The organism is Paenarthrobacter sp. AR 02 (assembly GCF_021538675.1).
Lineage (GTDB): Bacteria > Actinomycetota > Actinomycetes > Actinomycetales > Micrococcaceae > Arthrobacter.
This window is the reverse complement of sequence record NZ_JAJUKH010000001.1, coordinates 718943-732703: the sequence shown is the minus strand read 5'-3', so window position 1 is coordinate 732703 and position 13761 is coordinate 718943. Positions and strand designations below refer to the sequence as shown.

Here is a 13761-nt window from a genome sequence, read left to right as displayed (position 1 = left end):
GGCTTACTTGCGGCCGCTGAGCTGGAGGACCTGCTTGAAGAGGCCCGAGTGGTCCAGTCCGCCGTCGCCCTGGTTGACGGTTGCGGCGACGAGCTGCGCGACGACTGCGCCGAGCGGGACCGCGACGTTGGCTTCACGGGCTGCGGAGGTGACGATGCCCAGGTCCTTGTGGTGGAGGGCGAGGCGGAAGCCGGGGTCGAAGTTGCGGTCGAGCATCTTCTGGCCCTTCTGGTCCAGGACCTTGGAGCCGGCCAAGCCGCCGCCGAGGACCTTCAGTGCTGCGTCGGTGTCGACGCCGTAGGCCTCGAGGAAGGCGATGGCCTCGCCGAGGACCTGGATGTTGACGGCTACGATCAGCTGGTTTGCAGCCTTGACGGTCTGGCCGGAGCCGGACGGGCCGACGTGGACGATGGTCTTGCCCACTGCGTTGAGGACGTCCTGTGCTGCGTCGAAGTCGGCCTTCTCGCCGCCGACCATGATGGAGAGGACGGCGTCAATGGCGCCCTGTTCGCCGCCGGAGACCGGGGCGTCGAGGGGGCGGATGCCTGCTTCTACGGCTTCTTCGGAGAGGCGCTTGGCGACGTCCGGACGGATGCTGGAGGCGTCGATCCAGAGGGTTCCCTTCTTCGCGTTGGCGAAGACGCCGTCCTTGCCGGTGACTACGCCCTCAACATCGGGGGAGTCCGGGACCATGGTGATGACAACGTCGGCATCCTTGACGGCGTCAGCGATGCTGCTGGCACCCTGACCGCCCTCGGAGACGAGCTTGTCGATCTTGTCCTGGCTGCGGTTGAAACCAGTGACCGTGTGGCCTGCCTTGACGAGGTTGATGGCCATGGGAAGGCCCATGATTCCGAGGCCGATGACTGCAACGTTGCTCATTGTGGTTCTCTTTCTGAAAGTCTGTGTTTTAACTCGTGCGGGCTATTTGGTGAGCGCCGCCGCTTGGTGAGTGCCGCCGTCGTGCGTTAGTTGGCGTTGGCGCGCTGGCGGATGGCCCAGCTGAAAGCCGATTCCTGCGGTTCCTTGTACTCGAGGCCGATGTAGCCGTCGTAGCCGAGTTCGCGGCTGCGGGCGATCCATTCGCCGAGGGGGAGCATGCCGGTTCCGGGAGCGCCGCGGCCGGGGTTGTCGGCGATCTGGATGTGGCCGAAGTCCTTGGCGTGGTTCTCGATGACGGATTCGACGTCGTCGCCGTTGACTGCCAGGTGGTAGAAGTCGGCGAGGAGCTTGATGTTCTGTGCGCCGGATTCTGCCTTGACGCGGGCGATGACCTTGAGCGCGTCTTCGGCGGTGAGCAGCGGGTACTTGGGTGCGCCGCTCACCGGCTCGAGGAGGACAGTTCCGCCGATACGTGCGACGCCTTCCGCTGCTGCGGCGAGGTTCTTTGCCGCGAGTTCGTCCTGCTCTTCAGGGGTGAACTCGTCCTGGCGGTTGCCGTAGAGGGCGTTGAAGGCCTTGCAGCCCAGGCGCTCACCGATGCCGGCGACGACGTCGATGTTGTCCTTGAACTCGGAGCAACGACCCTTCCAGGAAACCAGGCCGCGGTCGCCGCCAGGCATGTTGCCTGCGTTGAAGTTCAGGCCCGTGAGCTGAACGCCGGCGTCCTTGATGGCTGTTTCAAACTCGGTAACTTGGGCGTCGGTGGGGACGGAGGTTTCGAAGGGCCACCAGAACTCGACGGCGTCAAAACCAGCTGCCTTCGCGGCGGCGGGGCGCTCGAGCAAGGGCAGCTCCGTCAGGAGGATGGAGCAGTTCACTGTGTACGTCATCGTAGGTCCTTCCGAGGAGGGGCTTGGATCCAACTTCCTGCTGCTTGGCTGCTGCCTTGGTGCTTGGCCTCAGTTTCCGCTTAGTGGAATTTAGATTCTGCTTTATGAAAAGTTTAGGGAAGGTGGGGGTGTGAGTCAAGGGGGCGTGTGGGGAGGTGGGGGTTTGGGATACCAAAGGCATGCAGGAGGGCTTCTGGAGTGCTGTCGCCGATCCGAGCGTGCCTAGCGCTCATGCTCAGAAGTTTGTTCTAGGCTCGCGTTGTCGACGGAAGGGCTGGGCATATGAGTGACACCAAAAATTTTTTTGAATCTCCACAAGCCGCTGCTGTTTATAAGCACAAGCTGCTTAAGTCCTACATCCCTGCGTGGGCTGGGAAGGTAGGCTCAACTGCAGACGGCCGCAAAGTCGTTGTATACGATGCTTACTCTGGACCGGGGCGGTACGCCAATAATGACCCAGGTTCTCCAGAGCTCCTAGTGGACACTGCCGTCGCGATGGCGGAACTCCGAAACGTATATTCGATTTTCAGTGAGAAGTCGTTAGCGCATTGTGAGCAACTTGAGAACATGCTAAAAAGCAAAGGCGTCGAATCCTCCACTTACGAGATCAGACAGGGCCCAGTCGAGAAGCATATCGATCGCGTGCTGACTGTGAGTGGCGGCCAACCTCTGTTCGTCTTTCTAGATCCTTTCGGCTTGACAGTTCCCTTCGATAGGATCGTTCAAATTCTCAAATCTCGCGACCATCCCGGCCTGCCCCGTCCCCAGCAGCCCAAAACAGAGCTTCTGATGAATTTCTCATATGAAGCGGTCAGGCGTATTGCAGGTGCCCTGAGGTCTCCGAAGGCTTATGCCGCCAAGGATGCCCAGATAGCCGCCCTAGATAGCGCGCTGGGTGGCGACTGGTGGCGTGAGTTAGCCCTTCAGGAAAGTCCTGATTGGGTTCAGCAGGTCTTGGTTGGCTTCGCAGATCGAGTTGGAACAGCTACCGGTTGTAGCTATATCACGGCGGACGTCGCCGACTCGCTGACAGCGAAGCCCGTCTATGAGCTCATCCTGTTTACTCGGCATGATGATGGACTGTGGAAAATGGCCGAGTCCATGTCCCTCGCGCGGAGAGACTGGCGACAGTGGTTGGTAAAACAAAACGATTCGCAAGGGAATGCTCAGCAAGAACTTCCGGGTCTTAACTTTACTGACAATGAGTCTGAATGGGTGCGGGAGATCGCTGAGAACGTCAAGGCTATCCTCTCAAAATTCGGCCGTTTTAGGATTGATGAAAAGCTAGAAAAGGTTTTTGGTCGTACTCTTGGGCTTGCACGCGAGACGCACATTCGAAAGGCCCTCAAATTACTAAAAACTGAGGGAGTGATTTCGATAGTGCCAATTGGGGGTCTACAGCGGGCCTGGGTCGACCCCAACTAGGCAAAGTCGGAGGGCATCTCATCCCATGTGCGGCCGTCCAAGTCTCGGCCTCCTGACTTTGCTCGGAGACCACCCCACTGCTTGAAGAAAAAGGGGGTTCCTGTAGACACGCATGTGTCCCTGACGCCGCGTACCCACTCTGGGTTGAGTGGGCGGGCGTTCGGACCGCTCTCACCGCCAGCAATGACCCAGTCAATGCCGTCGAGGGGTAGGCCAGGAAGCGGTCCAAGTAATGGTTCGCAGGACAAGAAGCGTCGTTTCGCCGGCACAGCAGCTAGGTCTAAAATCCTGTCATATTGGCCGGACGACTCTACGCTGACCCCCATCCACAAGTTTGTGGGCCACTCCAGCTTGTCGGCAATTCGATTCAAACGTCGTGCGCGCTTGGTCAGAACCTGATACGTGTGGTGCGGCGTGTCCGCCATCACGTCGAAGACTTCGCGAATGAAGGATAGCGGCACTTTCGCGTGGAAGAGATCGCTCATCGAGTTTACAAACACCAAGCGAGGGCGTTTCCACTTGTAGGGGGCGTGTAGTGCCTCGGGATGGGTGGCTACACCGAATCCTGGGCCACTGGTTCGGGGGTCTCCGTCCAGTTGATACTTGGCAGCGCCCATCGCTTTGAGTCTTTTGGATAGCGTCAGTGCGTAGCAGTTATCGCACCCAGGCGATATGCGATCGCAGCCTGTGGTTGGGTTCCAAGTTGTTTCAGTCCACTCTATGGCGCTTCTATCTGACACACCGAAAGCCTAGTGGATAGAACAAATATTCGATACCGCTTGTGTGCCAGTGCATGAGGAGGCGATCTGTGGCCATATGGCCGTCCGCAGAGCCTGGCAGCTAGTCCTCGTAAAGGTACAGCTGCGCTCCATCGGCGGCAGCTCCGAAGCCGTAGGTATCGACAGCCGTTCGAATAATCCCCGCGATTCGCCGAATACTCGGGATTCGTAGGTCAACATTCTGTCCTGTTGTATCAGACGGAAGTTGTAGTCGAATGAGTTCATCGAGGCTAATGCCCCACATTCTAGGCTGTTTTGCTGTTTGCGAGCTCAGAAGCTTCTGACGCTTCTTGAGGGCAAGCCATGTTTGCGTCGCAATCCAAACGTCGAGAGTCTCAAGTTCCGAGTCATGATCGACAAGTGGAAAGAATGACATTGCACCCTGAAATGTCATATCAGGAACAGAGCCGCGCTGAAATCGTCTGACTTGGTTCTCGCTCAGAGGGCCATAAAGATATCTTCGAAGTTGCCAAATGTAGGTTGCATAGTCTCGGTCCGTGGCCGTCAGTCGATCAAGGTTCTGGTTGCCTCTCAGAGGCTCCATAAGCAAGTTAGTAAAAAGCAGGTTCTGCACCCGGCTCTTTATGCGGTTAACTGCCGTAGATTTCATTTGTGTCGAGCGAAGGCCGAGAGTGTGCCCCAAGTAGTCAACGCGCTTGGTACCGGACATCTCGTGCGTTTGCGCATCGGCCGGTAGGAGCAGTCGTACGCCTGGGCTTTTGGCAACATTGATCGGGGATCCGATGGCATCCGCAGCGCTGTGAAGGGCCGCGGCGGCATCGCAAACTTTTTCATAATTGGGACTCCAGATGAGAGTGTCATCTGCGTAGCGGGCAAAGCCGACACCGAGGCGTTCCAACGAACGGTCTAGTTGTGATGCAGCAACGTTAGCCAAAAAAAGGCTGATTGACGTTCCTTGTGGTAGCCCCTGCGTGCGGGGTTTGGGGTTGACTTGGTTTTCTGTATCCAAGCTAGGCGGATAGGAAGTCAAGAATGCTGCTATCAATGACCTCTCAAGAGGGGTTGTGATGACTCCCAGATCGGCAATCGCATTCCATAGAAAGTCATGGGATATCTTGTCAAAAAAGCTGCTGAAGTCGTATTCGGCCACAAAGAGACGTTGCTCACGTCCGAACTCTGCGCGAATATGGGATATTGCGTCATGGGGCGTTCTATCGTAACGGTAGGCATATGCATGGCCACTGAGACGCGACGAATTTTTCCGCATCAACGAGCTGTAGAGCCTTTTTGAAATTACCTCATCGGCAATTGCAAAGGTGCTTACCGTGCGATCTTCTCCGTTACCTTTAGGGACAGTAAAACCTGCAGGTCGCCCGGGTAGGTATGATCCGCTTTTGAGTTTCAACGTGACTGCGTGTGCGATCGAAGGTGCACGTTTTCGGACGAGATACGGATTGAAAGCCGGATTGGTCGCCCATCGATCTGGGCGCCGTACTTGAAGGAGTGGGGAAGGGGTCAGAGCTCGGCGTTTTCGCCGTTTATTCTCGTCCAAAACTGCTCGAGAATAGGTTTCGAACTCACGAATTTGCCTGTTAGCGGCTCGAACAATTCCAGATTCCAGATGTTGCCACATGCTTCCTCCAAAGAGCGAGAGGGCTCGTTTGCACGAACCCTCTCGACGGCCACCGACACATGCAGAAAATGAGCTTCACGCAGGCAGTGCACTCGCGCACCCTGCCTCAAGTAGGTCGGTGATGATCAATCAAAACCCGACTACGAACGGAAGGGAGCCTAGTTCCTCTTGGAACCCAGAGGCAGTATATATGCCGAGGTGCGAAGCTGCGCAAATGTATGCCACGTCATTTCCGCACCGCCTCTCGTTCTGGGTCGAGGTCAATGAGAGCTCCGCCATGGGTAATGGATAGGCTGCGAACTCCTTCATTCGTCCTCCCGCTATGCTGAGGAACGCCGACAAGATCTCGGCGGAACGAGCCCATGAACAGCTCGCGGAAGGATAACGAATGGCTCGGCCGACAGTTCAAGACGTCGCCAGGACTGCGGGTGTTTCCGTGGGGACGGTGTCGCGCGTCTTGAACGGGAGTTCGGCGGTCAGCGCGTCGGCCAAGGAAAAGGTCAATGCCGCCATAAAGGAGCTCAGCTACCGTCCGCTCGCCTCAGCACGAGATCTAAGACGAGACCGCACCATGCGCGTCCTGGCCTTGGCCAAGAACCTCGACTCCCTTGTCATCAATGAAGTCTTCCGCGGAGTAGGCGACGCCGCCGCGGATTCCGGCTACGTCAGCCTGATCGCAGCCACTGACGGGGACTTGGATCGTGAGCAGCAGCTCGTGGACATGCTGCGCAACGGCTCAGTGGACGGCCTGGTGATCTTCTCGCCAACGATGCCGGATGAGGACGTGAACATCGTCGCTGAACAGTTGAGCGTCGTCCAGGTCTGTGAAATCGTCGATGCCGAGGCAGCGTTCGGAGTGTCGATCGATGACCGCCAGGCAGGTTACGACATCACCAAACACTTGATCGACTCCGGCGCAAAGAAGCTGGCCATGCTTGCCCATAGGAGTGCCCGTTCGGGTCGGCTCAGGGAAGAGGGCTTCCGCCAGGCGCTCAGGGAGGCAGGGCTGGAGCCGGACATGATCCTGGCCGGCGAGGGCAACTTCGGTTTCCACGCCGGCCGGAACCTCACCAAGGAGCTCCTCAAAGCAAAAGAGCTCCCGGACGCAGTCTTCTGCGGGACCGACGTAGTCGCCGCTGGCTGTGTCCGCGAGCTCACCGACGCCGGTCTAAGAGTTCCACAGGACATCGCCGTGGCGGGTTTTGACGACTCCGCCCAGGCCGAAATGTGCGTCCCCGAGCTGACCACGGTAAGGCAGCCAGCGTATGAGATGGGCCGAGCGGCCTTCGCTGAACTACTGGAACGCATGACAGTCGAAGGCGCCCACCGCAAAGGCCGTACGTTCTTCCCGCACGAACTCGTCATCCGGGACTCCACTAAATAACGAGGGTTGACAGCCCAACGTGGCGCCTGTCACACTACTTTGGAATCGATTCCACGGCCGCAAGGCCGTTTTTCCAAGCAACGTTTGGAATCGATTCCACAGCCCGGCAATGCACCCCGGCAACGAAGCCAAGCACGGGACGCGGGACAGTCAACCGCGGCCGCGAACCACAGTCACCAAAGGAGCCACTCGTGGACTTGAACCGACCTGCTCTCCCGCTCCACAACAAAGCCGCAAACAAAACGGCCCTAGCCGCAACCGCCCTAGCAGCCGCCCTCCTCCTCAGCGCGTGCGGCGGGGGAGTCGCACCCCAAGGTGCCGAGCAAGCGGCAGCTGCCGATCCGTCGTCGGGCGCTAATGCCAGTGGCAACGTGAACATCTGCGGCGTCAAGGACGCGAGCGGCATCTACAAGGGCACGGCGGAAGCGTTCACCAAGGCGAACGGTAAGGTCACGGCCAAGTACACCGAGATCGGCGCCACCACGGACGAGGCCCGTACGCAGATCGTGCAGCGGCTCGAAGGCAAGTCCACCGAGTGCGACCTCTTCGTCACGGACGTCATCTGGACCTCCGAGTTCGCCTCCCAGGGCTGGCTGCTGGACCAGACCAAGCTGGTGGAAGCCAACAAGGACCGGCTCATTCCCTCCACAGTGGAAACCACCAAGTACCAGGACAAGTACTGGGGCTCGCCGTTCTTCACCAACGCCGGGCTGATCTACTACCAGAAGGACAAGGTGGCCAAGCCGGAGACCTGGCAGCAGCTCTACACGGAAGCCGCTAAGGCCCCGGGCAACGGGTTCGTCTACCAGGGCAAGCAGTACGAGGGCCTCACGGTGAATTTCCTCGAAATGCTCTACAGCGCAGGCGGGGAAGTCCTGGATGACCAAGGCAACGTCAAGATCGACTCCGACGAGACCCGCGAGGTCCTCAACTTCATGACCGAGGGCCTCAAGAACGGCTCAGCTGACCGCGCCGTCCTCACCTACAACGAGGACCCGGCCCGCCTGGCCTACGAATCCGGCAACTTCGGATACCAGCGCAACTGGCCGCACGTGTACCGCCTGCTGAACGCAACCCCGCTGGCATCCAGCTTCGCCGTCGCACCGCTGCCGGCCTGGGAAGGCGGCAAGGCCTCGGGCGTGCTCGGCGGCTGGAACCTGGCGATCTCCGCACACTCCACCAACCAGGCTGGGGCAGTTGCCTTCATCGACTTCGCCACGACGCCGGACTGGCAGAAGCACGTTGCTATGGACTTCTCGCAGGCCCCGGTGAATGAGGCAGCCTACTCGGACCCGGGGGTGCTCCAGAAGATGCCGTTCGCTACCGAACTCCTCGCCTCGGTGAAGGCTGCCAAGCCGCGCCCGATCTCGCCCGTGTACCCGCAGATCTCGCAGGCCATCTATAAGAACGTCTACGCCGTCCTCTCCGGCACCGCCTCCACTGAGGATGCGGTGAAGAAGATGGCCGAGGAAATCACCACCGCCAAGGCGAGCTTCTAATCATGGCCCTCAAGACCATCCAACCCGGCAGCGCGCCACCACACGCACCAAGCGCACCCAAAACAAACGCCCGCGACCGCGCCGAACGCCGCCTCGCCTTCCGCATGACCGCACCGTCGCTGATCCTCATGGCCCTCGTGGCCGCGGTCCCCATCGGCTACGCACTCTGGCTCTCCCTGAACCAGTACAGCGTCCGCACCGCAGGGCTCTCCCGCTTCGTCGGCCTGGAAAATTACATCAACGCCCTGGCAAGCCACGAGTGGTGGGCCGCTTTCGGCCAGACCTTCCTTTTCGCGGGCCTCTCGGTCACCCTGGAGCTCATCCTCGGTACGGCCATGGCGTTGCTGCTCAACCTCGCGTTCAAGGGCCGCGCCGTCCTGCGCACGGTGGTCCTGCTGCCGTACGCGATTGTCACCGTGGTCAGCGCCATCACCTGGCAAACGATGTTCCAGCCCAACCTCGGCCTGGTTACCAACGTTCTCTCCGCACTCGGGCTGCCGGGTGGCGACGTCGTGTGGTTGGGTGAGCACGGCTACGCGATGGCCGTGATCGTCCTCGCCGACGTCTGGAAGACCACGCCGTTCGCAGCACTCATCATCCTGGCCGGCCTGCAGGTCATCTCCTCGGAAACCTACGAGGCCGCAGAACTCGACGGCGCCAGCAAATGGCAGACCTTCCTGCACATCACGCTGCCGCTGTTGCGTCCCGCGATCGTCCTCGCCGCAATCTTCCGCACCCTGGATGCCCTGCGCGTATTTGACCTGCCGTTCGTCCTCACCCGCGGCGCCAACGGCACCGAATCGATGTCCATGCTCGCCTACACCGAACTCCGCGAAAACCGGTTGGTGGGTGAAGGCTCGGCCCTGTCCATCCTGACCTTCCTCACCGTCATGGTGGTCTCGGTCATCTATATCCGCTTCGGCGGCGGCAACATCCGCGACGTCGCCAAGGAGGAACAATGAGCACGCTGACTGCAGAACGCACGACGGCGGCACCCGCCACCGGGCGCAAGTCACCGAAGCGTCGGCTCAGGGGAGAAGCGAAACTCCATCCCATGGTGTGGGTGTTCGTTGTGGCGGTCATGGGCTTCTCGCTCATCCCTTTCTACTGGCTGGTCAACACCTCCCTTAAGAAGGGCGCGAGCCTGTCCCAAGGCGAGCTCTTCCCGAGCCAGCCGACCCTCGAGAACTACCTCGTCGTCTTCCAGAACCCCGAATTCCTCCTGGCGTTGCGCAACTCGGTGATTATCGCCGTCGTGACTACAACAGTGGCGCTGGTGTGCGCGTCCTTCGCCGCCTACGCGCTGGCTCGTCTGAAGATGCGCCGCAAGGCGATGATCCTGACGCTGATCCTCTCGGTGACGACGTTCCCGGCCATCGCCATCGCGGCCCCGATGTTCTCCATCTGGCGCGACATCGGCCTGTACGACACATTGCTGGGCCTCATCATCCCGAAGCTGACGTTCGCGTTGCCGTTGGCGATCTACACGCTGACGTCGTTCTTCAAGGAGATTCCGCGTGAGCTGGAGGAATCCGCGTACATGGATGGCGCCACCCCGTTTGTCGCGTTCCGCAAGGTGATTCTGCCGCTGGCGGTCCCTGGCCTGGCAACGACGGCGATCCTGGTGTTCATCTCGGTCTGGAACGAATTCCTCCTGGCCGTCACGCTGACCAGCTCGCCGGAAGCCCGTCCGGTTCCGGTGGCGATTGCGTTCTTCAGCGGAACCAGCGAGTTCGACCAACCACTCGGCACCATCAGCGCGGCATCGGTGATCATCACCGTCCCGCTCGTGATCCTGGTGCTCCTTTGCCAGAAGCGCATCGTGTCCGGCATGACCGCGGGCGCGGTCAAGGGCTAACCCCACTTTCAGCCATCCGAAGTAACCACAGAAAGAACAGGAACAACGTGAGCATTCAGCAGCAGGCCCCGTCCGCAACCCTCAAGGTGGGAGTTGTGGGCATCGGTTGGGCCGGCCAGCAGCACCTCAAGGCGTACAGCACCATCGACGGCGTCGAGATCGTCGCCGTCGCGGGCATGGAGCCGGAACTTCTTGCCCAGCTGAAAGAGGAGTACAGCATTCCTCACGCGTTCGCCCGCTGGGAAGACATGATCGAACTCGAAGACCTCGACGCCGTCAGCGTCGCGGTGCCGACGTTCCTCCACGCGCCCATCTCCATTGCCGCGCTGGAGCGCGGCCTGCATGTGTTGAGCGAGAAGCCGTTGGCGCGTAACGCCGTCGAGGGTCAGCAGATGGTGGACGCCGCCCGTGAGGCCGGACGCGTCCTGGACGTTGCGTTCAACCACCGCCGCCGCGGCGACATCCAGGCGCTCAAGAAAGTGATCGACGACGGGACGCTCGGCCGCCCCTACTACGCCAAGGCGTCGTGGCTGCGCCGCCAGGGCATTCCCATGCTCGGCAGCTGGTTCACCAACCCGGCGCTCGCCGGCGGTGGTCCGCTGGCCGACATCGGCGTGCACGTCCTGGACTACGCGCTGCACCTCCTCGGAGAGCCGAAGGTCCTGTCCGTTTCCGCCTCGACGCACTCGGAACTCGGTCCGCGCGGGCTCGGCGGCAACGCCCGCTATACGGCGTCGAGCGCAAGCCATAAGTTTGAAGTGGAAGACTTCGCTTCGGCGTTCATCCGGCTGGAAGGCGGCGGTACCTTGATCCTTGAGGCAGGCTGGGCCACGTACCGGGACGAGCGGGACCTCATGGATTTCACGGTTTACGGGACCGACGGCGGAGCGGACCTGCGCTCGGTGGGCGCCTCCGAGAACCCCGTCGCTGACGTGCACATCTTCACGGAAAAGGATGGCGAAAATGCCGACTTCGAAGTGGTGGCCGAACCCGGGCGAGCCCACCAGGCCGTCGTCGACGACTTCGTCGCCGCTGTGCGCGGCGGCGAAACCGTGTGGGGAAGCCACGACGGCTCGCTCGCCCTCAGCCGCGCACTGGTGCTCGATGCCTGCTACAAATCCGCCCAGGAACAACGAGAAGTGAGCCTCTGACATGACCGAGACCAAGTTGAAAATCGTTGTCTGGAACGAAGCCGTCCACGAAGCGCGCAACGAGCCCGCGACCATCGGCGAGATGTACCCCGAAGGGATCCACGGCGCCATCGCCGCCGGGCTTCGGGGGTTCTACCCGGACTCTGAAATCACCACCGCTACCTTGGCTGATCCTGAGCACGGACTTTCCGAAGAAGTTCTAGAACAGACCGACGTGCTGCTGTGGTGGGGGCACATCGCTCATGGGGACGTCGCTGACGAAGTAGTGGACCGCGTGCAGCGGCATGTGCTCGGCGGCATGGGGCTGATTGTGCTCCACTCCGGGCACTTCGCGAAGATCTTCACCCGCTTGTTGGGGACCACGTGCTCCTTGAAATGGCGCAACGAAGGGGAACGCGAGCTGGTGTGGACCGTCAAGCCCTCGCACCCGATTGCCGCCGGCATTGAAAGCCCGATCGTGATTCCGCAGCAGGAAATGTACGGCGAACTGTTCGATATCCCGGAGCCCGATGACCTGATCTTCATCAGCTCGTTTGAGGGCGGCGAGGTGTTCCGCTCCGGCGTGACGTTCTCCCGCGGCAAGGGACGGATCTTCTACTTCAGCCCCGGCGACCAGGAATACCCGGTGTACCACCAGCCGCAGATCCAGAAGGTCATCGCCAACGGTGTCGGTTGGGTGGCCCAGCCGGGTGTCTTCCGGGAGGCGCCCGAGGTTTCCAACCCTGCGCGGGACTGGTTCGCCTAAGCCATGAACACTTCTCTTCCTGTGGGGCGTCCCTTGGGCGTTGCTGCGATCGGCTATGCGTTCATGGGGAAAGCCCATTCGAACGCGTGGCGGAATGTGGCCAGCTTCTTCGACGTCCCGGCCTTCGAGCAGAAAGTGCTCGTGGGCCGGGACGCCGGCTTGGTTTCAGCGGCTGCCGCCAAGTATGGATGGGCCGAGTCCGCTACCGACTGGCGCTCCGTGATCTCGCGGGACGACATCGACATCGTGGACATCTGCGCTCCCGGCTGGATGCACGCCGAGATCGCTCTTGAAGCTTTGGCCGCGGGGAAACACGTGCTGGTAGAGAAGCCGCTCGCCAACACGCTGGAAGAGGCCGAGCTGATGGCTTCCGCGGCGGCTTCGGCCCGGGAACAGGGGGTGCAGTCGATGGTCGGGTTCAACTACCGGCGGGTTCCCGCGCTCGCCTTGGCTCGGGACCTGATTGCCGAAGGACGTCTCGGAACTGTGCGGCACGTACGCGCCGCCTACCTCCAGGACTGGCTTTCCGACGTCGACGCCCCCATGAGTTGGCGTCTGCGGAAGGAGACCGCAGGCTCCGGGGCCCTCGGCGACATTGCTTCCCACGCCATCGACCAGGTCCAGCACCTCACCGGGCAGATTGTCACCGAAGTGACGGGGACGCTGCGGACATTTGTGACCGAACGCCCCGGTGCCGCTGGGCTGGAGAAAGTGACAGTCGACGACGCCGCGTGGGCCACCTTGGGGCTGACCGGCGGCGTGGGGGCCTCGGTGGAAGCGTCACGGGTGGCTACCGGGCAGAAGAACTCGTTGAAGATTGAGATCTACGGGTCCTTGGGTTCGCTGACGTTCGACCTGGAAAACCTGAACGAGCTCGGTTTTCTTGACGCTACGCTGCCTGTGCGGGAGCAAGGGTTCCGGCGGATCCTGGTGAATGAGCCCGAGCACCCTTACGCTGCGGCGTGGTGGCCGCAGGGGCACATCATCGGGTGGGAACACACCTTCACGCACCAGGTGCGCGACTTCCTGCTTGCCGTTCGCTCCGGTGAGACGCCGTCGCCGTCGTTCGACGATGGGCTGCAGGTCCAGCGAGTGCTGGCCGCCGTTGAAGAGTCGGCGCGGAACCGGAGTGTGGTGACGGAGGTGGAGAGACGCTTTCACGGACGACTATCTTCGGGTCCGTTGCACCAGTAGATGGACTTCCCGAGTTGATGGGCAACAGATCTACGTGACAGGAGAACCCCGCCGTCACAACAACGTCGCCCTTTGTTCGCAACCTACTAATCCTTAGACCACCATCCGTTGACCAGGCGGGTGCTTCGAATTCCCCGGGTACGCTGCCGATGATTTCGATTCTTCTAACTCGACAACGACATTGCGTCGGTTGCCAGCCGTGACTACGGGATTGGTTCCGCTCCAGTCTCCGGATATCAGATCAACAGTCGTGGCCAGTAGGTGGCTCGGATGCGAAACGAGGCTCTGATTGCCGCTAGAGGCCTACGCTTCTTTGCGAGCCCTGCGGCGCGAGGATATCCCAGCATCGATTGCCAAGGC

Annotated in this window: 11 protein-coding genes and 1 pseudogene; 8 read left to right on the top strand and 4 right to left on the bottom strand. The window is 60.8% G+C overall.

Annotation, left to right across the window (positions count from 1 at the left end):
• Positions 1-3: 3 nt before the first annotated feature.
• Together LRQ04_RS03355 and LRQ04_RS03350 are read right to left on the bottom strand one after the other, a co-directional pair.
• A pseudogene (locus LRQ04_RS03355) lies at positions 4-888 on the bottom strand (2-hydroxy-3-oxopropionate reductase); the annotation flags it as partial.
• 80 nt (positions 889-968) lie between these two features.
• Entirely contained in the window at positions 969-1772 is an 804-nt protein-coding gene (locus LRQ04_RS03350) for a hydroxypyruvate isomerase family protein (protein WP_235517686.1), read from the bottom strand.
• A gap of 282 nt (positions 1773-2054) precedes the next feature.
• Here LRQ04_RS03350 and tcmP point away from each other — a divergent pair, with 282 nt between their 5' ends.
• Complete coding sequence (tcmP, locus tag LRQ04_RS03345; protein WP_235517685.1) at positions 2055-3197, top strand: three-Cys-motif partner protein TcmP; 1143 nt, start codon at positions 2055-2057, stop codon at positions 3195-3197.
• On the opposite strand, the gene LRQ04_RS03340 is transcribed toward tcmP, so the two are convergent.
• Positions 3194-3937, bottom strand: a complete 744-nt coding sequence (locus LRQ04_RS03340) for a DUF5131 family protein (RefSeq protein WP_235517684.1) — start codon at positions 3935-3937, stop codon at positions 3194-3196. The genes tcmP and LRQ04_RS03340 overlap by 4 nt on opposite strands.
• Before the next feature lie 100 nt (positions 3938-4037).
• A complete protein-coding gene (locus LRQ04_RS03335; RefSeq protein WP_235517682.1) occupies positions 4038-5342 on the bottom strand; it encodes a reverse transcriptase domain-containing protein in 1305 nt (434 codons plus the stop codon).
• 616 nt (positions 5343-5958) lie between these two features.
• On the opposite strand from LRQ04_RS03335, the gene LRQ04_RS03330 reads away from it, so the two are divergent.
• The 7 genes from LRQ04_RS03330 (at position 5959) to LRQ04_RS03300 (ending at position 13401) form a co-directional block, all read left to right on the top strand.
• Entirely contained in the window at positions 5959-6954 is a 996-nt protein-coding gene (locus LRQ04_RS03330; protein ID WP_235517680.1) for a LacI family DNA-binding transcriptional regulator, read from the top strand.
• A gap of 191 nt (positions 6955-7145) precedes the next feature.
• Complete coding sequence (locus tag LRQ04_RS03325) at positions 7146-8453, top strand: ABC transporter substrate-binding protein (protein WP_235517679.1); 1308 nt, start codon at positions 7146-7148, stop codon at positions 8451-8453.
• 2 nt (positions 8454-8455) lie between these two features.
• Positions 8456-9415: a carbohydrate ABC transporter permease gene (locus LRQ04_RS03320; protein ID WP_235517677.1), complete on the top strand. Its 960-nt coding sequence runs from the start codon at positions 8456-8458 to the stop codon at positions 9413-9415.
• Positions 9412-10311, top strand: coding sequence for a carbohydrate ABC transporter permease (locus LRQ04_RS03315; protein ID WP_235517672.1), 900 nt, complete (start codon positions 9412-9414; stop codon positions 10309-10311). Before LRQ04_RS03320 ends, LRQ04_RS03315 begins: the two co-directional genes overlap by 4 nt.
• A 47-nt stretch (positions 10312-10358) precedes the next feature.
• Positions 10359-11462 carry a Gfo/Idh/MocA family protein gene (locus LRQ04_RS03310; RefSeq protein WP_235517670.1) on the top strand — a complete coding sequence of 368 codons (1104 nt, stop codon included), beginning with the start codon at positions 10359-10361 and terminating at the stop codon, positions 11460-11462.
• Between the two features lies 1 nt (position 11463).
• Positions 11464-12207, top strand: a complete 744-nt coding sequence (locus tag LRQ04_RS03305; protein WP_235517668.1) for a ThuA domain-containing protein — start codon at positions 11464-11466, stop codon at positions 12205-12207.
• Positions 12208-12210: 3 nt separating this feature from the next.
• Entirely contained in the window at positions 12211-13401 is a 1191-nt protein-coding gene (locus tag LRQ04_RS03300; protein WP_235517666.1) for a Gfo/Idh/MocA family protein, read from the top strand.
• Positions 13402-13761 lie beyond the last annotated feature (360 nt).